Genomic DNA, 22,081 nt, shown 5'->3' with positions numbered 1-22,081 from the left:
GATTAACTCTTAGTTTTATTAAAATTTATTTTCAGATACTTTCTTAACAACATTTTGTGCAATATTATTAGTTTTTATTGCAATTGTATTTGTTATTTCAGCAATAGCTGCATTTTCTTGTGTAAATTTATCTAATTGACCAACCGCATCAGCTATTTGATTCATTCCTACACTTTGTTCTTTTGCAGCATTTGCAACATCACTTATAAGATTACTTGTATCATGAATTTTTGATTCTAATTCATTAAAACCTTCAATCATTTGATTACTAATATTTTTACCATTATCAGCTTTTGTTGTTGCATTTTCAACTAAATCTTTAATCTCTTTTGCTGCTTCTGCACTTCTTGCTGCAAGATTTCTTACTTCTTGTGCAACTACAGCAAAACCTTTTCCTGCTTCACCAGCTGTAGCAGCTTCTACCGCTGCATTTAGTGACAAAATATTTGTTTGGAATGCAATTTGGTCAATTACTGAAATTGCTTCATTTATATTCATAACTGTGATGTTAATATCTTCCATAGCATTTACAGTATTTGTTGCTAAGTTTTTACCTTCTGTAGCGGAACTTCTAGTTTCGTTTGAGATAATAAGCATCTCTTGAGCTTTTTGACTTGTACTATCAATATTACTTGTAATTTCATCAATTGATGCAGCAGTTTCTTCTAAAGAAGCAGCTTGAGAAGTTGCATTATTTGATAAAGTATTTACATTCGATGTTAATTCATTTGCATCATTTTGAAGTTGCATTCCATCACTATGATTTGTTTTAAGCATCTCAGTAATCATGTCGTTCATATTTGATATTTCATTTCCAATTTTACCTGAAGAAGATTTATCTAGTTTTGCGGTAAAGTCTCTTTTTGAATAATTTTCTAATACCATACTTATAGTATTTAAATCTTTTCCTAAAATTGATTGAAGATTATCAAGCATTTGATTAAGTAAATCTTTTAATTCATTTAGGGAATCGGTAGATGTAGTTTTGTTGATACGTTTACTTAAATAACCTTGGCTTACATTATTGGCTACTGTTTTTACCTCTTCAATAATTATGTTATCTTCAGTCATTGAAGTTTTTATATTTTTTACATTTTCATTAATGTTTTTAGCCATTTGTCCAAACTCATCATTTGAAGATATATTTATAGTATCAACATCAGAAGATTGTTTATTTAAAAATTTAAAAAATGATTCCATTCCACTTGAGATAGAAGAAAGATTAGATTTTAATACTTTTATAGAAAAGTAAATTACAATAGCTATGATTATTATTCCAACCAATGAGAAAATAATTGAAATATTTCTAATAAAATTTGCGTCTGCTAAATATTCATTTTTAGGAGCATTTACAAAAATTGACCAATTAGTATCTTCATCTACTTTAAAAGGTTTTACAACATAGTGTGAATTAAATCCACTTCCAAAAGATTCTTTTTCAAAAGAGTATGATTTTAATTCTTTCACATTTTTTAAGGCTTTTATGTAATCGGGGTCATTTTTAGTAACTTCTAAAAGTTTTTTGTTAACAACATCCTTTTTTGGATGTCCTAAAATAATTCCATGATTATCAACAATAAAAAAATAACCATTATCATATATTTTAGTTTTTATTGTCATTTCTAAAAATGTATTTAAATCGATTTCAGCTCCAACTGCACCTGCAAATTCACCATTTTTTTTATACAATGGCATTGCAATTGTTGTCATTAGTGTATCAACTCCAGCTACAGGATAAACGTAAGGTTTTGTAATAAAAAGTTTCCCAGCATCTTTAGGTCCCTTAATCCAACCATTTTCTTCATTATAAGATGAGCCAGGGTCAACTACAATACCATCTTTCCCCCTTGTTATATATGGAGAGAAACTACCATCTTTTGCATACCAGTTTTTTGGATACATACCATCTTTTACTGTAGTTTCGTATAAGATATTAGCTTCTTTTGTAGACCACCAGATACCAAGTAATTGTTCATTGTCTTTTAGCATAGCCTTGAACATTTGGATTGATTCTTTTTCTTTAAGAATAGTATCGTGATTTATAGCTTCTTGAAATTTAGCCCATATTGTCTTAACTAAACTTATTGATAAGTTAACATCACCTTGCACTTTTGATGTATTATTGTTGGAAACTTCATTAAGATAGGTTTCTGCACCTTTTTGTGCTGTCTGGGAAGAGTATTTTTCTAAAATAAACATAGTTAAAGCAAACACAATTGTAGTCGCACCTAATACTCTAAACAATAACTTATTACCAAAACTAGAATTTTTCATAGTATACCTTTTTGTTATTTTTTATATATTATATAATAAAAAAGTACTAGTATAGTATTATTTTTTAACTAGTTTTCAAAATTTTCATCTTGTCTTGGGTCCATTTCCGGTAATTCAGCCCCTGATGCAACAGGTATATTTACAAAAACACTCATATCTTTTGCTGGGACTTTATCTTTAGTAAGAGCATAAATACTTAAAAATAAACCTAAAACTGCAAAACTTAAAAATAAAAAATTAGGTTTATAATAACTAATACCAAAACCTATAAGTAATGGTGAGATAAATGAACCAATCCCATATGTAAAAAGAAGTGTTCTACTAATTTCAATAACATCTTTATTTTCATCAACTACATCATTTGCTCTAGCTACAGATAATGGATACATAGAAAATATTGTTAATCCTAATAGAAAACCTAAAATATATAAATACTCATTAATATCGGAAAATATAATAAATAAAACAGAGGTTATTGCAGTTAAAAAAGCAGTAATTGATATAAGTTTTCTTCTACCATATTTATCTGATAGTAAACCTATTGGCCATTGAGCTAATAATCCACCAACTAATCCTACAATCATAAAATTAGAAACTATTTCAAGGGAATCACTTTTTAATAAAATATAAACTGGAATCATAGCAAAAAATCCACCAACAAAATATCCACTAATAAAACTTGATACGGTTGCAAGTGGTACCACCGAATAAATTTTTGGGAAACTATACCTTTCAAAGGGTTTTAAAACAGGCTCTTTTATTTTTGTTAAAGATATAAATATAACTGAAAATAGAACTAAAACAGAACCAATTGCAAATATAAATTGCTTAAAATGCTCATCAATATTTAAAAATAATTGTCCAATTGCTGTCGAAAGATAAAAGATGATTGTATAAATTGCTAAAATTTTACTCCTATCCTCTTCGCTACTTTTTTCATTTAGCCAGCTTTCTATTATTATTAATAGTGCATAAAAAGAAAATCCAGAGATTACTCTAAGTATTGTCCATAAAATAACATCAAAAAATAAGGAATGAATTAAAAATGTTATAACCATAAGTGAAGTAAAGGCAGAAAAACTTCTTATATGTCCAACTGTTGAGATAATTTTTTGACTAAAAATTGAAGATAAAACTGCACCTAGAAAAAAAGAACCATTAATTAATCCAATTAAGGAACTACTAATACCCATCTCTTTTAAATATACACCTATAAAGGTAAGTATCATTCCATAACCAATTGCCAAAAAAGCAATTGCAAAAAACATAGAAGAGATAGGGAAAACAATTTTTTTTAAACTCATGTTGTTACTCATTGTAGAAAATATTTAATTTAGTAATAAATTTTCGTATTATAAAACAATAGAGATTAAACTCTATTATTTTTGTTCAACATTTTTTTTAAGTTTGTGTAATTACTTAAAAAAGTATTTATATTTAATGGATTTTTTAGGTGATATTTTATTTCATATTGTTATAACAATTTGAACCAATTTTAAGTTTATTAATGTATAATCCTTCTCCCAAATCACTACAGAGGAGATAAATGCGAATTACAATTACAGAAGCTGAGTTTGAGGCTATTCAAAAAATATTAGTTCAAAATGATACAATGTTATATAATAGGTTTAATGAGGAGTTTAAAAAATCAATTTTATCATGTACTCCAAAAAAAATAAAAGCAACAACAAAAGCTAATAATGTAAAAAGAAAGAGAAGTAGAACAGCGATAACTAATGCTGTTAATATGTTAAGATTTGAAAATAAAAAAATTACTATATATAATGTAGCGAAAACAGCAGAAATTAGTTATAACACTGCAAAACAATATAAAGACTTTATACTAGCTCAATCAGCATAAACTCAAATACTTTATAATATTCATTTTGATAGTTTCTTCAAAATGATAAAACAAAATGAAACAAGAACATCCTTTTTTCTTATAAAGAAATTAAAATATATAAGTTCTATTTATTTCAAAATGATATATCGTAATTGAAAAAAGAAAAAAATCTTTATCTAAGCCATTATGGACTAGTTTTATCTTTTTTTCAAAATGTTTTATCAAAGTGAAAGAGTATTGTGAAGTTAAATTAATGCAAAAGAATAATGGTTTTAAGAAATTGAAAGCTAATTATTTCAAAATGATAAAATGTTTTATCATGTTAAGTAAGGCATTTAGCCTTACTCTACAATTTGATGTAATTTAGAACATCTACTTAAAAAAGTATCCATCCCACACATATCATTGTACATATCATCAAAAGAATGAAAGTGTGCATCATATATGTATACAAAGATTTCATCATCTTTTTCTAAAAAGTGTTTTTTACCAAATTCTGCATATGCTGTTGCCCCAGCCGCAATTAATAAGCCTTTTGCATCTTTTGCTTTTTTTGTAAATTGTGTTAACTCTTCTAATGGTCCCATATCATCTTGGGTATTTAGTTTTTCAATCATCCAATCTTTTAATTGTGTGAAAAAATAGCTATATGAATTAACTGCAGAAGTGGTACCATAATCATGAACAACACCATTTCTTTTTATAAAAGAAGCAATATGGTATCTATTTAATATTCCTTCTTCTGTGAAATTATCAATTTTTATTGCATCTCTAGAGATACCCTTTGTATTTTTTCCCCAGTTTTTTTTAGTACTTAATTTATTTCCATCTTGTACTCGTATTGAAAAATCATTAAAAGCTGAAAAATATTTTGGAATAATATCAACAACTTTTTCATTTTCATAAATAAAGTCACATATTAATGCAACTTCAGCTTCAACTTGTAAATTGTCCTCTTCTCTTCCATGGGTTTTGATAGTCTCATCACATATTGGAAATGTACCTAAAAATGACTCATGACCTGGAATATAAAAAGGGAACATACCCTTTGGAGCATCTTTTTCTTTTGTTTGTATAACTGCAAATTCATCAGCTTCTCCAGCTTCTCCTAAATGATTTGCAAAGTTTCCTGCAACACCAAACCCTAAATAATCTTTTAATTCTTCTAAATCTATATATATTTTTTCCATTTTATTACCTTTAATATTTTTTCTTTTAACAGTGAATTTTTTGATTGTGATTATTTAAAATTGTGAGGTTTGTGGTTAGTTTACGTTAGATTATTTTATTTTATCTTTGACGTGTATAGCGACTCTCACAATTTTTTACTTTTGCTTTCTTGACTTCAACGAGCCCAAGGGCAATAGCAAGTTTTGTTGTGACAGTGACAATTAAGTTTTTCATTATAAATCCTTTTAATAAATATAGATAAGAAGTTTAACTTCTTATCTATAACATAATCTTAATTTTAAATATTAAGAGAAAAATCTAGTGTTTACTTCATCCATTAATTTTGCACCAGAGAAATGTGCTCTTTGAACTAATTCCCAGAAATATCTATATGTAGCTCTATCATGTAATTCACCATCATACTGAATTGGTCCCCACTCAGAATCTTGTGCTGCTAATAAAATATTTTGAGCCGCTGCTAATTCCGTAAAGTCTGGTTTCATAGCATCAACGATTGCTTGTACTTGTGTTGGGTAAATTGACCACATTCTCATAAATCCAAACTCATTTCTTGCTCTTTCCGCATCTTTATATGTTTGGTATGGATTTTTAAGGTCAAGTGTAACATTATGACAAGGGATTACATGGTTTTGAATAGCTGCTTGACAAACTTTTGCTTTAGCTGCACCAATTAATCTATGATCAAATTGACCAGGACTTCTCATATTAGATGCAGGGATTGCACCTTGGTAACCAGAAACAAAGTCCATTAAACCAAAGTCTAAAACTTGAAGCCATGGTAAAGTTGCGATTTTTTCAACATCTTGTAAAGCTCCATGAGTTTCAATTAAGATATGAATTGGAATCTCTCTTGTGATACCAGATTTTTTAGCTACTTCTTGAATATACTCAATTTGAGTTTTAACATCTTCATAAGAAGTAGATTTTGGTAATGTAATATATGCTAATTTTTCTCCAGCTCCTGGAACTAAAATATCAACATCTTGTCTCCAATCTGGATGTGAAAAATCGTGGATTCTTGTTCCAGCCATTGCATATGGATTATCTTCAGAGTTTACAACTCTAACTATCATCTCTGCATGTTCTACTTCTTTTCCAGTCTCTGCTCCATCTTCGCAGTCACAAGTAATATCAAATACTGGTCCTAGTTTTCTTTGCATATCAAAACCTTTTTTGATAAGCTTCTCACTACCTGCAAAGTGTTCACAAGTTGGGATAATTGGTAAAGATTTACCAGATTCAAATAATGCTTCGTTTGGATGTGTCATAATAATTTCCTCTCTTTAAATTAAATTTATTTTTTATATTTTTATTTCTTCTTTAGAGCTCTCATTGAGAAAACCCTAAAGAAGGCAATGAATTGCCTTATAAAGTCTATTGCTTCTTAGTCTTTTTCTTTGGAACGATTACAGTGTAATCTAAATCAAGTACTACATTTTTTAAGTACTTACCATCTTCACCTTTTGGATTTTCAATTTCAGAAGATGCTTGGTTTTTAATTGCAACTGTTCTTAATCTTAATAATCCTAAATCATCTCTTTTATGGTCAATTACATCAATAATCTCAGTATATGCATAGATTGTATCACCTGCATATGTCGGATTACAATGAGCACCTGAGTTAATTGCATAAACCCATTGAGCATTTTGTAAACCATTAAAAGAGATTGCTCTAGCAATTGAGATAACAATTCCACCATACATCAATCTTTCTCCCATAGGAGTAGATTTCATCATATGGTCGTTAAAGTGAACTTTTGCATTGTTTTGATACAACTTAGTTGCTAGTGTATGGTCACTATCATCAATTGTTATACCTTCAGGATGATTAAGTCTTTCTCCAATTTCATAATCTTCAAAGAAATACTCTCCACCTGTTGCATTAGTATCAACCATATCAATCTCAGGGATATTGATATCATCATCAATAGGAGTTGACTCTTCAAAAGTTGGTATCTCTTTAATCCCAGTTGTTGTAGTTTTGTCCTTTTTATGAACCATAACCCATCTTTTGAAATTTAATACCTCTTTGTTTAGTTCGTTATATCCAATTGAATGAACATAAACAACTCCAGATTTACCATTTGAATTCTCTTTTAATCCAATAACAGTTGATTCCATTCTAACTGTATCCCCAATAAAAACAGGGTTTGGAAAAGAGATTTCAGCATAACCTAAATTTGCAATTGCATTTAAAGATATATCTTGAACTGATTTACCAAATGTTAAATGGAACATTAGAATATCATCAACTGGTCTTTCGTTGTATCCAATCTCTTGAGCTAATTCATCAGATGAATGTAAAGCAAATCTAGAACCAGTGAAGGCGATGTATAAAGATACTTCACCTTCGGTTATTGTTCTTGGAAGAGGGTGGATAATCTTTTGCCCAATTGAAAAATCTTCAAAAAAGTTACCAATATTTATTTTTGTACTAATTTTAGACATCTATTTTCCTTATTTTCCAAATAGGTTTTGACCTAAAGATTTATATGTATCATAAAGTGTAATCATTTTCTTAGCCCACTTAATTCTACATTTATCAACAAGTTTATCTTTATATTGGATAACCTCTTTACCATCTTTTTCAGCTTCTTCGTATTTAGAAATCATCTCTTCAAACTCTTGAACTTCTTTTTGAGTTGGAGTAAAGATATCATTGATATATTCAACTTGAACTGGATGGATTAATGCTTTACCATCAAATCCTAAGTTAAATGCATCTTTTGTTGAATCTTCACAAGCAAACTCATCATGTACATCATTATGTGGTCCATCAATTACAGTTTTACCATATGCTTTTGCAGATAATGCAATACGTGCTAGGTAGTTAAACATAGCTTTAGAACCTTTTTTAATATCAATTTGAAGTCTATTTGCTAAACTATTTGAACCAACAACGATAACTTCAGTTTTTTTAGAAGCTTCACAAATATCAGGTGAATTTAAAATTGCTAATGGAGTTTCAATCATTACCATCATTGTTAACTCAGGGTTTACTTCATTTAACAATTTTTCAGCTTCTAAAACTTGCTCAACTGTTTCAATTTGTGAAAATAAAATTGCATCAATCTCAATCTCACGTGCAAGTTCTAAATCTTTTGTTAATTCTTCAGTTCCAATATTATTAACTCTTAAAACTCTTTCAGATTCACCAAATTTTGGTCCCTCTTCAGCATAAACTTCTCTAAGTACAGTTCTTGCAATCTCTTTTTGTTCATGTAAAATAGCTTCAATATCAAATGCAACTGAGTCTGCTAAAACAGTTTTTGCTTTTTTTACATATTTTTTATTATAAGCTGGAACAAACATCATAGATCTTCTAGCTTTGTATTCAATAATCTCTTCACCTGTTTCTTGTGAATGATATTGTTCATGTAATTGTTTTACAAGTTGCTTTCTTAATACTTTTCCATTTTTAGTTCTTGGATAATCTTTCATTCCAAAAATAACTTTTGGAGCTTTATACTTAGCAAGATTTGCTTGAGAAAATGCAAGAATCTCTTGCTCTTGTTCTTCAGTCAAATTTTCATGTCCAATAACAGCAATAGCAACTAAAGTTTTATCTTTTTCTAAATCAAGACCAAAGGCAACACAATCAGCTACTAAATCGTGAGTTTTTACAACTCTTTCAATTTCATGAGGAGATACTCTAAATCCAAATGTATTAATGATGTCATCTTTTCTACCAATAAACCAGATATATCCATCTTTATCTCTTTTAGCATAATCACCTGTAAAGAAATACCCGTCATGTCTAGCTTTAGCTGTTTCTTCTTCTAATTGCCAATATTCTAAGAATAAACCTGGATCATCTTCACCGATACAAATCATTCCTTCTTCTTCTAATCCAACTTCTTCTAAAGTTTCTGGATCAATTAATTTTACAATATGTCCTGGTTGAATAAATCCTGCACTTCCAGGTCTAATTGGATTGTTTTTAGAATGAGAAATATAATATGAACACTCAGACATACCAATTGCTTCAAAAATATCTTGATCAAATCTATCTCTCCATAAACCTAACATTTCGTCAGATAAGTGTTCACCAGCAGACATACAATATCTTAATGATGGACAATCTTTGATCGAGAAATCAGTTTTTTGGATGATTTGTCTATAAATTGTTGGAACTCCAATAAAAATTGTACATTGGTGTTTCTTAATTAAATTAATCCATGTTGAAGCATCGTTTGCCCCTTCATATGCAATCACAGTATGACCATTAAATAATGGATCCATTAGTGCAGAACCTAATACATAAGTCCAGTTAAATTTACCAGAGTGCATGATTCTATCATTTTCTTTAAAATCAAACCAATATTCAGTTGCAGGAGTTCTACCAACTAATGATCTATGAGAGTGTAATACTCCCTTTGGATAACCAGTTGTTCCTGATGTATATACTAAATATGCAGGCTCACCAGATTTTGATGGGTAATGATTAGGCGTTTTATCAGTATTTGCTAAAATTTCATTTAAAGCATATACTTTCATACCCTTTGGTACTTTATAATCTGCAACACTATTTACACCAGCAACAATAATTGTTTTTAGATTATCAACATTTTCTAAATATGGAACTAGATTTTCAAACATAGTTGCACTCATAACAATTGCACTAGCTTGAGAATCTTCAGCAAGATATTTAACTTCTGAACCACTTAAAAGTGTAGACGTTGGTACTGCAATAATTCCAGCTTTAATCGCACCAAAAAATGATATTGGATATGCTAAAGAGTTTTTTAAACAAACTAATACTCTATCTCTTGCACCAATTCCAATTGATGTTAGGAAGTTACAAACCTGGTCTGATTTTTCTGATAACTCTTTATATGTAATCTCATCAGTACCAAGTTTATCATCTTCAATGATCATTGCAGTACTATTTTCTTTTGCTGTTCCTAAATGACTTGATGTACAAGCTACACCAATATTTAAAAATTCAGGTACTTCAATTTTTACATTTGAACTCATAATTTCAACTCCCTAATTAGATTTGACCATAAGGCCAGTTTTCTTTAAATGTATGTAATGGCATTTTATTTAATACTGTTACAGCAAACTCATGATCTTCTTTACTTAAACTATTAAGTGCATTTGCTCTTAAGATGTTTTGTAATGATTTACCAAACATTGGTGGATCTAACATTTCACCTTCATATCTAATAGCTCCACTTAATAAAGCATCTGTTTCAATAGCTGCTTTTAAAATATCTACATCTTTTGCAATCTCTTTTGGAGAAGGAGTAAAAGCAACTTTACAAACATTGATATGATTAGGAGTAATAACTTGTTTCCCTGTTAATCCCATTGCATATTCTCTTTGTGCATGTGCATATACATGTCTAGATGCATCATCACCATGTAAGTCTAACCATCTTCTAATATCTTTTTTCTCAACGCAAGAATCTGGTAGTGAATTTGGAGTAAGTAAAACTTCAACTCCACCAATTACACCTTTACCTTGTATTCTAGCTTCCATAGTAAGCATATTGAAAAATGTTTCTAATTCATCAATCCAACCCTCTGGAGTTATTTTATAAGACATAGCTTTTGAAAAGTCATGGATACCAAATACTAAGTGTTGAACAGTTGAAAATTGCATTAACTTATCAGCAATTTTAAGTGATTTTGGGTGTTCAATAATTGGTTGAATTTGTAAATCTGCTCCAATTGAAATTAACCAAGATGATAAATCTCTAATCTCAGCTGCTCCATATACTTCACCAGCTTTTGCTAAAACAATTGCATCAATATATTTGTGAATTTGTTTTAACATTTTTAAATCTTCTTCATATTCAGCTGTTCTAAATGGATTAATTCTTACAGCAATTTGAAAATCTCTTTCAGGAAACTTTGGAAGTTCTTGAATTAATAATTCCCTTGACATCTCTTTTTGTCTACATCCATCTTCTAAGTCAAATAAAACTGTATGAGCTTTTGTTTTGTATGCATGTTTTTGTAATCTATACTTAGCTTGCTCCATAGTTTCATAAGTTCCATCAAGTGGATTAAACTTAATTGGTGGATAATAAATTTGAATACCTGGCCATTTTCCCCCTAGCACAGGTGATAAATCGTCATTTGCAGTTAATTTTGATAAATCTACGAAAGATGAATTCATAATTTTTCCCTCTTTTCCTAATAATTTCTGTTAAAAATCTTATTCAGATTAATTTCTGATAGACGAATTAATCCATATATAAAATAAACTGAATCATACTTTTAAAAACTAATTTAAAATTTAAGTAAAATTTTATTATCTTTGTGGATCCCATAAAATAGGGCTTTTTTAAAGTGAGAATATGATAGTTTCACAATGTGAGAAAATTTTTTTCAAAATTCTTATAATGTAAAAAATTTTTTTCAAAATTTGTACAATTTTGTAGGTTAATTAGGAACAAAATATTTTTTTTTGTTTCAAAAGAGAAAAATTCCTTATACATTTATTGAAAAAATGATAAAATCAAAAAAAATTAATAGAAGAGATACATTGCAAAATAGTCCAAATAAGTCTTTTAAAAAAGGGCTTCATGTCTTAAAAGAGATTATGAAAGCCAATAAACCAGTTACTGCTAATAATTTGTGTCAAAAACTTGAAATAGATAAAAGTACTATGTCTAGATTAATTACAACTTTGATGAGTGAAGATTTTATAGAATACAAAGGTGATTCTAAAGAGATTATTTTAAGTGATATATTAAGAAAAATTGTATTTAAAAACGATAGAGAAAAAATTATAGAAAAAACTGCTGCATTATTAGATCAGATTTTTCATTTAACTAATGAAGCTGCTTATATTTATATATTAGACAATAATTTAGCTTTAAATTTAAATCAGATTGATATGTCAACTAGGGTTTTAAAAACTAGAGATTCAATTGGTTTACATTCACCTTTACATGCAAATGCCTTTGGTAAAGTGTTAATAGCTTTTTCCCCAGAATTAAAAATTGATTCTTTAGAGTTAAAAAAATATACATCTTACACAATAACTTGTACCACAAAATTAAAAAAAGAGATTGATTTAATTTGTGAAAGAGGGTATTCAATTGGTACGGAAGAATATGAGTTTGGTTTAAAATCTGTTGCTGTTCCTTATTTTGATAAACAAAATAAGTTTGTAGGAGCAGTTGGAATTTCTGGATTATCAGTTAGACTTGAAGATGAAAAACTTCACAAATTTGGTCAAGGGATTTTTAAATTAGTTAATAGTTACAACTAAAGGTAAGTCTTAAAGACTTCCTTTGTTGTTTGATAAATATTCGTGTGCTAGATAAGAGCTTCTAGCATATGGTGTTGAGTGAACAAAAGAAAAACCTACTTCTTTTGCTAATTTTTTATATCTATCAAATTGATCAGGGTGAACAAACTCTTTTACTTTTGCATAATCACCACTTGGTGCTAAATATTGCCCAATACTTAAAAAATCACATCCTACTGCTCTTAAGTCTTTGAATACTTGAACCATCTCTTCTTCCGTTTCTCCAAGACCAACCATAAGTGCAGATTTTGTTTTGATCTTATTACCACCAAGCTCTTTTAGTCTTTGTAAAACATCTAGTGATCTTTGATATGTTGCACCTTTTCTAATTTTATACATTGATGGAACTGTTTCAATATTATGTCCAATAATTACAGCACCTGAATCTACAACTTTTTTTAAAGAATCATCATCTGCTTGGAAGTCAGGAATAAGTATTTCAACTTGAGTATCTTTTGTATTTTCTAATATATTCTTTGTAACTTCATAAAAGTGATTTGCTCCGCCATCTTTTAAGTCATCTCTTGCTGGACTAGTAATAACTACAAATTTCAATCCTAATTTTTGAACTGAGATTGTAATCTTTTCAACTTCTTCTTGATTAACGTAACCATTTGGATTTCCAGTTTTTACATTACAATAATGACATCTTCTAGTACATAAATCACCTAAAATCATAAATGTTGCATTTTTCTTTGCAAAACATTCACTAATATTAGGACATTTAGCTTCTTGGCAAATTGTATGTAATCCATGTTCTCCTAATAAAGCTTCCATCTCTTTTTGTGCAGTTGGAACTAGTTTTTTTCTTAACCATTCAGGTTTTTTAAAATCAACTTTCTTAAATTGATTAACTGCTTGTGTCATATTTTTCCTTTAACAAGTTATTTTTAAAATCTATTTCATTTTTTGTTAGTTTCTCTTCTTTTAAAGTAACATTAAAAGTAGTTCTAAATGCTTCAATAATTTGATTGATTGCATCATGTGAATTTAATTTTATACCAATATCTTCAAGACTTATGCCAAATCTTTCATCAAAACTGTTACTTTTTGTATCAACTAATGGAATTGAACCATGTTGAAATATTGCTTTTTTTGTTCTTCTTTGTGCATTTCCACCAATTTTTTGACCGTTTACAAGAATATCATAAGCTTCAAATCCAACTTGACAAAACTCACTTTTAGATAATTGTATCTTTTCATTATCTTTAGCATAGCAAACATCCAAGCCTAGATTTTTGTAAAAATTCAGTATAAATTGACATATATATTCATAAGATTTTTTTATACTTAGTGTTGATAAAATATGCGTTGGTATTATTAAAGAATACGAAATATCATGGCCATGAAATAAAATTCCACCACCTGTTATTCTTTTAGCAACTTTTTCTTTTTGATTTTCTAGGAAATCGTAAGATTCGATATTTTGGGAAATCCCAATGGTTGAACTATTTTCATCCCAAGTATATAATCTTAATATTGGCAAATCATCATTCTCAAAATTTTTTAACAATGATTCATCTGTTGCCATATTTTCTTTTGAAGAACCTTGTTTTGATACAATTAGCCTAAATGTCTTTTTATTAAACAAAATGTATAATCTACCTTTAATTAAAATTCAAAAAAAACTAAAACAATTTTTAGTAAATAGTAAAGTTTCGTCACGTTTTTTTCATTATAATTTCATTTATATATAAGATATCTTAAAAAATATATTAAAATTTTAGATTCAGTTTACATTAAAATAAGATAAGTACCATATGTTCAGAATTCGGATTTATGGTGCGAATTGATACATAATTTTTACATAATGAACATATGTTCAATCTTTAAAGTGAAAATTATGTTAAAAATTAAGAAAAAATTAAGTAAGGAAGTATGAATGTCAGAAATAAACTTAAACGACATTGATCCAGAAGAAACACTGGAGTGGATTGATGCCCTAGATGCAGTTTTAGAGAAAGAGGGTCCTAAGAGAGCTCACTATCTTTTAGAGCAATTAATCGATAAAGCTAGAAGAAGTGGTACTTATTTACCATTTAAAGCTACGACTGCATATTTAAATAGTATTGATGTTGATAATGAACCAAAAATGCCAGGCGACAGAGATATTGAAAGAAAAATAAGATCTGCAATAAGATGGAATGCTGCTATTATGGTTCAAAGGGGTTCAAAAAAGAACCTAGAGTTAGGTGGTCATATTGCATCTTTCCAATCTTCTGCGACTTTATATGATGTAGGATTTAATCACTTTTTTAGAGCACCAAATGAAAAAGATGGTGGAGATTTAATTTTTTATCAAGGACATATTGCTCCAGGTATTTACGCAAGAAGTTTTGTTGAAGGAAGAATTACTGAATCTCAAATGGATAATTTTAGACAAGAAGCTTTAGAAGATGGTTTGTCTTCATATCCACACCCAAAACTTATGCCTAATTATTGGCAATTCCCAACTGTTTCTATGGGACTTGGACCTATTCAAGCAATTTATCAAGCAAGATTCTTAAAATATTTAACAGATAGAGGAATCAAAGATTGTTCTGAACAAAAAGTATATTGCTATATGGGTGATGGTGAGTGTGACGAACCAGAATCATTAGGAGCAATTGGACTTGCAGGGCGTGAAGAATTGGATAACTTAGTATTTGTTATTAACTGTAACCTACAAAGACTTGATGGACCTGTAAGAGGAAATGGAAAAATTATTCAAGAACTTGAAGGTAATTTTAGAGGTAATGGATGGAGAGTTCTTAAAGTTATTTGGGGTAGACATTGGGATGCTTTACTTAAAAAAGATAAATCTGGTAAGCTTCTTAAACTTATGGAAGAAACTGTTGATGGTGAGTACCAAAACTTTAAACAAAAAGGTGGAGCTTACACAAGAGAACACTTCTTTAATAAATACCCTGAAACTGCTAAATTAGTTGAAAATATGTCTGATGCTGAAATTTTCGCACTAAATAGAGGTGGACACGATCCATTAAAAGTATATGCAGCATATAAAGCAGCAAATGAAACTAAAGATAGACCAACTGTAATTTTAGCAAAAACTGTAAAAGGTTACGGAATGGGTGAAGCTGCAGAAGGTAAAAATATCGCTCACGGTGTTAAAAAAGTTGATACTGACTCATTAAGAAAATTTAGAGATAGATTTAGAATTCCTGTAACAGATGAAGAGCTAGAAAAATATCCATATTATACATTCCCAGAAGATTCTGAAGAATATAAATATATGAAAGCTAGAAGAGAAGAATTAGGTGGAGCACTTCCACAAAGAAGACCTAAGTTTACTGAAAAATTAGAAATTCCAGCATTAGAAAAATTCAAACCTGTATTAGATGGTAGTGGAGAAAGAGAAATTTCTACTACGATGGCATTTGTAAGAATTTTAAATGTATTAGTAAAAGATAAAAAACTTGGAAAAAGAATTGTTCCAATTGTTCCAGATGAAGCTAGAACATTTGGTATGGAAGGTATGTTTAGACAATTAGGTATTTATTCTTCTGAAGGTCAACAATATATTCCTCAAGATAGAGATCAAGTAGCATACTATAAAGAGGATAAAAAAGGTCAAGTACTTCAAGAAGGTATTAATGAACTTGGAGCTATGGGTTCTTGGATTGCAGCAGCAACTTCTTATTCTGTAAATGATTGTCCAATGATTCCATTTTATATTTTCTACTCAATGTTTGGATTCCAAAGAACAGGTGATATTACTTGGGCAGCGGGAGATCAAATGGCAAGAGGTTTCTTAGTAGGTGGTACTTCAGGTAGAACTACATTAAATGGTGAAGGTTTACAACATGAAGATGGTCACTCACATATTATTGCTAATACAGTTCCTAACTGTGTAACTTATGACCCAACATTTGGATATGAAGTTGCAGTAGTGGTTCAAAATGGTATTGAAAGAATGTATGGTGAGAATCAAGAAGATATTTTCTATTATATTACAACATTAAATGAAAACTATCAACAACCAGCTATGCCAGAAGGTGTAGAAGAAGGTATCTTAAAAGGTATTTATAAATATAAAACTGTTGAAGCTAAAAATAACCATAAAGTTAAATTATTAGGTTCTGGTTCAATTTTCCAACAAGTATTAGCTGCAGCTGATGTTTTAGCTGATGAATATGGAATTGCAACTGAGATTTATTCTGTTACTTCTTATAATGAATTAACTAGACAAGCACAAGATGTTGAAAGAAACAATTTATTAAATGTAGATGGCGAAGATGAGATTGCATATGTTGATCAAGTTCTAGGATCAGATGAAGAAAATATTATCATCTCAACTACAGATTATATGAAAGCATATTCAGAACAAATTGCACCATTTGTAAAAGGTTCTTTTAAAGCATTAGGTACTGATGGTTTTGGTAGATCTGATTCAAGAGCAAATTTAAGAAAATTCTTTGAAGTTGATACTGATTTTGTTGTATTTACAACTTTAGCACAACTTGCTGACGCTGGAAAAATAGATAAGTCAGTGGTTAAAGATGCAATGACTAAATATGGTATTGATGCATCAAAAACTAATCCAGTGAAATTATAAGGAGTAAAAAATGGGTAAACTAGTAGATATTTTTATTCCTGATTTGGGTGCAGACAAAGATGTAGACTTAATTGAAGTTATGGTTGAAGTTGGAGATAGTGTTGAAGAGGAAGATGGTCTAATCACACTTGAAACAGAAAAAGCATCAATGGATGTACCAACAACTCACGGCGGAATTGTAAAAGAGATTTTAGTAAAAGTTGGTGATAAAGTTAACTCTGGTGATTTAATTGCTAGAGTTGAAGTTGAAGAGGAGGGTGCTTCTGAAGCTCCTGCCCCAGCTCCTGTTGCTGAAACAAAAGAAGAGACTCCTGTAGAAGAAACTAAAAAAGAACCAGCTTATGAAGATGGTTCAGGTTCTGTAATGGGAATTGAAGAAGCTGAAGCTGAATTAAAAGCAATTAGTGCAAGTGGTGCTGAAATCTCTTGTCAGTTTGTAAATGAACAAACAATTTGTTCAGTTATTGAAGAGGTTCATGTTCCAGATTTAGGTGCTGATAAAGACGTAGATTTAATTGATGTTATGGTATCAGTTGGTGATACTGTTGAGTTTGAAGATGGACTTATCACTCTTGAAACAGAAAAAGCATCTATGGATGTTCCTGCACCATTTGCTGGTGAAATTCTAGAATTATCTGTAAGTGCAGGTGATAAAGTTAACTCTGGTGATTTAATCGCAAAAATGGTTAAAACAGTTGTAATGGAATCAAAAGTTCCAACACCAGCTAAAAAACAAGAAGAGCCTAAAAAAGAAGAGCCTAAAAAATCTGCTACTGTTCAAGAAGTAGCAGCTACTTCTGCTCCTGTTGCAAATGCAGTATTAACTGAAAAAGCTTCAAAAGTTTATGCTTCTCCATCAGTTAGAAAAGTAGCAAGAGAGTTTGGAGTTGATTTAGGTTTTGTTAAAGGAAGTGGTAGAAAAGGAAGAATCCTTAAAGATGACATTAAAGCTTATGTGAAAGAGCAGTTATCTAAACCAGCTGTTGCAGCTGCAAATACTGGAAGTGGACTTGGATTTAATTTCCCTGAACTTAAAGAGGTTGATTTTAGCCAATTTGGTGAAACTGAAACTGTTGAGTTAAACAGAATTCAAAAAATCTCTGGACCATCTTTACATAGAAATGCTGTATCAATGCCACATGTTACACAGTTTGATGAAGCTGATATTACAGAGATGGAAAGCTTTAGAAAAGCACAAAATGCAATTGCTGAAGGTTATAAATTATCACCATTAGTATTTGTATTAAAAGCTGTTGCAAAAGCATTAGAGATTCATCCTAAGTTTAATACATCATTAACTCCAGATGGACAAAGTTTAGTTTATAAAAAATATTTCCATATTGCTATTGCAGTTGATACTCCTAATGGATTAGTTGTTCCTGTAATCAAAGATGTTGATAAAAAAGGTTTCAAACAAATAGCTGAAGAGTTAAAAGAGATTTCTGCTAAAGCTAGAGATGGAAAACTTAAATCAACTGATATGCAAGGTGCTTGTTTTACTATTTCATCATTAGGTGGAATTGGTGGAACTAAATTCACTCCAATTATCAATGCTCCAGAAGTTGCAATTTTAGGATTATCAAAATCTGAAATGAAACCTGTATGGAATGGTGAAGAGTTTGTTCCGAAATTAATGTTGCCATTATCTTTATCTTATGATCATAAGGTTATAGATGGTGCAGATGGTGCGAGATTTACAACAACTTTATCTAAGCTTTTAAGCGATATTAGATTATTAAGTCTATAAGGAATAAACATGGGTAAAATTATAGATATACTTATTCCTGATTTGGGTGCAGATAAAGATGTAGATTTAATCGAAGTAATGGTTGAAGTTGGTGATAGTGTCGAAGAAGAAGATGGTTTAATCACACTTGAAACAGAAAAAGCATCAATGGATGTACCAACAACTCACGGTGGAATTGTAAAAGAGATTTTAGTAAAAGTTGGAGATAAAGTTAACTCTGGTGATTTAATTGCTAGAGTTGAAGTTGAAGAGGAGAGTGCTTCTGAAGCTCCTGCTCCTGTAGCTGAAACAAAAGAAGAAACTTCTACAGCAAAACCACAAGCAACAGAAGTTTCTGTATCTTCTGATGCAAGTGAAATAAAAGGTGAAGTTCTAGTTATTGGTGCAGGACCTGGTGGATATTCAGCTGCATTTAGATGTGCTGACTTAGGTTTAAAAACTGTTTTAGTTGAAAGACACCCAACTTTAGGTGGAGTTTGCTTAAATGTTGGTTGTATACCTTCAAAAGCCTTACTTCATGTTGCAAAAGTTATTGAAGAAGCAGAGCATATTGAACATGCAGGAATTAAATTTCCTAAACCAGAAATTGATTTACCTGGTGTTGCTGCATATAAATCAGGAGTTGTAAAAAGACTTACAGATGGTTTAACAGCAATGGCTAAAATGAGAAACGTTACAGTTGTTCAAGGTAATGCGAAATTTATTGATGAGAACAATGTTATTGTTGAACATACTGATGTTGAAGGTAAACAAACAAAAGTTAGTTTTGATAATTGTATTATCGCAGCAGGTTCTCAGAGTTCTAAAATGGGATTCATCCCACATGAAGATCCAAGAATTTGGGATTCAACAAATGCTTTAGAAGTAAAAGAAGTACCAAAAAGATTACTTGTAATGGGTGGTGGAATCATTGGTCTTGAGATGGGAACTGTTTATGAAAAATTAGGTTCAAAAGTTGATGTTGTAGTAAGAGGTCCTCAAGTTATGACAGGAACTGATAAAGATATTGTTAAAATCTATACTAAAGCAAATGAAGAAAGATTTAACTTTATGTTTAAAACTCAGACTCAAGCAATCATCCCTAAAAAAGATGGTATCTATGTTGAGTTTAAAGGTGATAATGCACCTGAACCTCAAATGTATGATGCAGTACTTGTAGCAATGGGTAGAACTCCAAATGGACTAAAAATTGGTATTGAAAATACAGGTGTTGAAGTTGATGACCATGGATTTATCTCAGTTGATGAACAAATGAGAACAAAAGTATCAAATATTTTTGCAATTGGTGATATTATTGGTGGTCCTATGCTAGCACATAAAGCTGTTCATGAAGGTCATGTTGCAGCTGAAGTTATTGCTGGACATAAAGTATTCTTTGAACCTAAACAAATTCCAGGTATTGCTTATACTTTCCCTGAAATTGCAACAGCAGGTTTAAGTGAAATTGAAGCAAAAGAGCAAGGGATTAATTATGAAGTTGCAACTTTCCCTTGGAGTGCTTCTGGACGTGCAATAGCTTCTGATGTTTCGCATGCAGGTATGACAAAGCTAATTTTTGACAAAGACACTGACCAAGTTATTGGTGGAGCTATTGTTGGAGATAATGCTGGTGAATTACTTGGTGAAATTTCACTTGCACTAGAAATGGATTGTGATGCAGAAGATATAGGTCTTACAATTCATGCCCATCCAACATTACATGAATCAGTTGGAATGGCAGCAGAAATTTTCCATGGTAGTATTACAGATTTACCAAATGCTAAAGCTGTAAAGAAAAAATAAATTAATTTATACCACAAAGAGTTTTCTCTTTGTGGCAGATATTGGGATTAGAGAATGCCTTTATTTAGTAATAGATATCAAAAGACCTCATTTGTATATTCGTTTATGTTGTCTTTATTGTATATTCCATTTTTGTTAAGTTTATTAGATGAGAATCTTTTTATAAAAAATGAATTTTGGAATATTTTTGTTTTTGTTACATTCACTATAGTTTTTATTACTACAATTAACTATAAAGTAATGCTTTGTTTGAAAAAAAAAGGTGTAAGTTTTAACAATAGAGTTATATTTATACCTATTAATTTAATATTAATGTATGGTATCTCCTTATCTATACCATTTGAACTCTCAATAGATATTTTTTATTTATCACTAATACTAATATTAATACCATGGTTAATCTTTTTTAGAAAAGTCTACAGACTACATCAACTAACTTTATGAATTACTCAATTAAAAAAGTCTGGTTTTTCCCATTTCTTTTTGCTTGATATAGTGCGTAATCGGCCTTTTGGATTATAGTTGATAGTGTATCATTATATTTGCAAGTTGTGATACCAAAACTTGATGTTATATTTAAGTCTCTACAAAAAGTGTGTTCTTCAATTAGTTTTTTAAGTTTATTTGCAATATCTGCAGTTGTTTCTAAAGAACTTTCACTAATTATAATAAACTCTTCACCTCCCCATCTTCCAAAAACATCTTCTGTCCTGATATTATATTTTATTATTTCACTAAATTCTACTAAAACCTTATCACCTTTAACGTGACCATGAGTATCATTGATTTTTTTGAAATCATCAATATCAACAAAAATAATACTTAGTCTATTTTGTGGGTTTTTATTGAAATCTTCAATTTTTTCAAGTAAGTAACTATCAATGTATCTTCTGTTATATATTGAAGTTAATTTATCTGTTATAGCTAATTGATTTAAAATAACATTATTGTTTCTGATTGATTTAAATTCTGACTTTAATTGTTTAAAAGATTTTCTATTCTTGAGTTTTTCAGAAATAGAAGAAATAGTTGATAACAAATCTCTATAATCAACAGGTTTTTGTAAAAATTTATAAATACCTATATCAATAAGTTTCATTAGTTTTTCTGACTCTGTGTGTGCAGAAACTACTAAAATAGTCTGTTCTTCATTTATTTTTGAAATCTCTTTACATAATCTAATACCATCAACTTTGGGCATACTTAAATCGGTGATTATCAAATCATAATAAGTTCCATTAGAACTATAATATTCTTTAAATCTTCTTAGTCCTTCTTCTCCATCAATTTCAACATCTATATCTGAAAAAAAGTTTTCCAGAAGTTTCATAAGTTGTATTCTTACATCAAAATTGTCCTCAATAAATAAGACACTTAAAGTTTGTGTATGTTCTAATAATTCTTTTAAATTAGCTGACATGT

Annotated in this window: 15 protein-coding genes; 5 read left to right on the top strand and 10 right to left on the bottom strand. The window is 29.8% G+C overall.

The genetic code is table 11. The features are described 5' to 3' along the window. Positions 1-18: 18 nt before the first annotated feature. Positions 19-2,274, bottom strand: a complete 2,256-nt coding sequence (locus AC2TY9_RS12070) for a methyl-accepting chemotaxis protein (protein WP_489777750.1) — start codon at positions 2,272-2,274, stop codon at positions 19-21. Positions 2,275-2,342: 68 nt separating this feature from the next. Next, positions 2,343-3,578 carry an MFS transporter gene (locus AC2TY9_RS12065; protein WP_489777748.1) on the bottom strand — a complete coding sequence of 412 codons (1,236 nt, stop codon included), beginning with the start codon at positions 3,576-3,578 and terminating at the stop codon, positions 2,343-2,345. 242 nt (positions 3,579-3,820) lie between these two features. On the opposite strand from AC2TY9_RS12065, the gene AC2TY9_RS12060 reads away from it, so the two are divergent. Further along, positions 3,821-4,135: a hypothetical protein gene (locus tag AC2TY9_RS12060; protein ID WP_489777747.1), complete on the top strand. Its 315-nt coding sequence runs from the start codon at positions 3,821-3,823 to the stop codon at positions 4,133-4,135. Between the two features lie 323 nt (positions 4,136-4,458). Here the strand turns inward: AC2TY9_RS12060 and AC2TY9_RS12055 are convergent, their stop codons facing one another. From AC2TY9_RS12055 to AC2TY9_RS12035, 5 genes are all read right to left on the bottom strand, one after another. Continuing rightward, entirely contained in the window at positions 4,459-5,307 is an 849-nt protein-coding gene (locus AC2TY9_RS12055; RefSeq protein WP_489777746.1) for a DUF5718 family protein, read from the bottom strand. Positions 5,308-5,592: 285 nt separating this feature from the next. Beyond that, on the bottom strand, positions 5,593-6,576 hold the full coding sequence (locus AC2TY9_RS12050) for an HpcH/HpaI aldolase/citrate lyase family protein (RefSeq protein WP_489777745.1): 984 nt from the start codon (positions 6,574-6,576) through the stop codon (positions 5,593-5,595). A 106-nt stretch (positions 6,577-6,682) separates the two neighbouring features. Continuing rightward, on the bottom strand, positions 6,683-7,756 hold the full coding sequence (locus AC2TY9_RS12045) for a MaoC family dehydratase (protein ID WP_489777744.1): 1,074 nt from the start codon (positions 7,754-7,756) through the stop codon (positions 6,683-6,685). Positions 7,757-7,765: 9 nt separating this feature from the next. Then, positions 7,766-10,285 carry an aldolase/citrate lyase family protein gene (locus AC2TY9_RS12040; protein ID WP_489777742.1) on the bottom strand — a complete coding sequence of 840 codons (2,520 nt, stop codon included), beginning with the start codon at positions 10,283-10,285 and terminating at the stop codon, positions 7,766-7,768. 16 nt (positions 10,286-10,301) lie between these two features. Next, a complete protein-coding gene (locus AC2TY9_RS12035) occupies positions 10,302-11,435 on the bottom strand; it encodes an HpcH/HpaI aldolase/citrate lyase family protein (protein WP_489777741.1) in 1,134 nt (377 codons plus the stop codon). Positions 11,436-11,726: 291 nt separating this feature from the next. On the opposite strand from AC2TY9_RS12035, the gene AC2TY9_RS12030 reads away from it, so the two are divergent. After that, entirely contained in the window at positions 11,727-12,536 is an 810-nt protein-coding gene (locus AC2TY9_RS12030) for an IclR family transcriptional regulator (protein ID WP_489777740.1), read from the top strand. Between the two features lie 9 nt (positions 12,537-12,545). On the opposite strand, the gene lipA is transcribed toward AC2TY9_RS12030, so the two are convergent. Next, entirely contained in the window at positions 12,546-13,442 is an 897-nt protein-coding gene (lipA, locus tag AC2TY9_RS12025; protein ID WP_489777739.1) for a lipoyl synthase, read from the bottom strand. Continuing rightward, a complete protein-coding gene (locus tag AC2TY9_RS12020) occupies positions 13,426-14,166 on the bottom strand; it encodes a lipoate--protein ligase family protein (protein ID WP_489777737.1) in 741 nt (246 codons plus the stop codon). Before AC2TY9_RS12020 ends, lipA begins: the two co-directional genes overlap by 17 nt. Before the next feature lie 291 nt (positions 14,167-14,457). Here AC2TY9_RS12020 and aceE point away from each other — a divergent pair, with 291 nt between their 5' ends. The 3 genes from aceE to lpdA are packed head-to-tail and all read left to right on the top strand — an operon-like array spanning position 14,458 to position 20,659. Beyond that, positions 14,458-17,130, top strand: a complete 2,673-nt coding sequence (aceE, locus tag AC2TY9_RS12015) for a pyruvate dehydrogenase (acetyl-transferring), homodimeric type (protein WP_489777736.1) — start codon at positions 14,458-14,460, stop codon at positions 17,128-17,130. A gap of 10 nt (positions 17,131-17,140) precedes the next feature. After that, positions 17,141-18,877, top strand: a complete 1,737-nt coding sequence (gene aceF, locus AC2TY9_RS12010) for a dihydrolipoyllysine-residue acetyltransferase (RefSeq protein ID WP_489777735.1) — start codon at positions 17,141-17,143, stop codon at positions 18,875-18,877. 9 nt (positions 18,878-18,886) lie between these two features. Then, complete coding sequence (gene lpdA / locus AC2TY9_RS12005; RefSeq protein WP_489777734.1) at positions 18,887-20,659, top strand: dihydrolipoyl dehydrogenase; 1,773 nt, start codon at positions 18,887-18,889, stop codon at positions 20,657-20,659. 445 nt (positions 20,660-21,104) lie between these two features. Here lpdA and AC2TY9_RS12000 read toward each other — a convergent pair whose 3' ends face one another. Continuing rightward, positions 21,105-22,079, bottom strand: coding sequence for a GGDEF domain-containing response regulator (locus AC2TY9_RS12000; protein WP_489777733.1), 975 nt, complete (start codon positions 22,077-22,079; stop codon positions 21,105-21,107). Positions 22,080-22,081: the final 2 nt, after the last annotated feature.

This window comes from Arcobacter sp. ISO1 (assembly GCF_058105185.1).
Note: the sequence above shows the minus strand (reverse complement) of the source record. Positions and strands in the feature narration are given on the sequence as shown.

Coding starts and splice junctions, on each gene's coding strand:
- AC2TY9_RS12070 (WP_489777750.1), bottom strand. CDS start 2,274: ATGAAAAATTCTAGTTTTGGTAATAAGTTATTGTTTAGAGTATTAGGT.
- AC2TY9_RS12065 (WP_489777748.1), bottom strand. CDS start 3,578: ATGAGTTTAAAAAAAATTGTTTTCCCTATCTCTTCTATGTTTTTTGCA.
- AC2TY9_RS12060 (WP_489777747.1), top strand. CDS start 3,821: ATGCGAATTACAATTACAGAAGCTGAGTTTGAGGCTATTCAAAAAATA.
- AC2TY9_RS12055 (WP_489777746.1), bottom strand. CDS start 5,307: ATGGAAAAAATATATATAGATTTAGAAGAATTAAAAGATTATTTAGGG.
- AC2TY9_RS12050 (WP_489777745.1), bottom strand. CDS start 6,576: ATGACACATCCAAACGAAGCATTATTTGAATCTGGTAAATCTTTACCA.
- AC2TY9_RS12045 (WP_489777744.1), bottom strand. CDS start 7,756: ATGTCTAAAATTAGTACAAAAATAAATATTGGTAACTTTTTTGAAGAT.
- AC2TY9_RS12040 (WP_489777742.1), bottom strand. CDS start 10,285: ATGAGTTCAAATGTAAAAATTGAAGTACCTGAATTTTTAAATATTGGT.
- AC2TY9_RS12035 (WP_489777741.1), bottom strand. CDS start 11,435: ATGAATTCATCTTTCGTAGATTTATCAAAATTAACTGCAAATGACGAT.
- lipA (WP_489777739.1), bottom strand. CDS start 13,442: ATGACACAAGCAGTTAATCAATTTAAGAAAGTTGATTTTAAAAAACCT.
- aceE (WP_489777736.1), top strand. CDS start 14,458: ATGTCAGAAATAAACTTAAACGACATTGATCCAGAAGAAACACTGGAG.
- aceF (WP_489777735.1), top strand. CDS start 17,141: ATGGGTAAACTAGTAGATATTTTTATTCCTGATTTGGGTGCAGACAAA.
- lpdA (WP_489777734.1), top strand. CDS start 18,887: ATGGGTAAAATTATAGATATACTTATTCCTGATTTGGGTGCAGATAAA.
- AC2TY9_RS12000 (WP_489777733.1), bottom strand. CDS start 22,079: ATGTCAGCTAATTTAAAAGAATTATTAGAACATACACAAACTTTAAGT.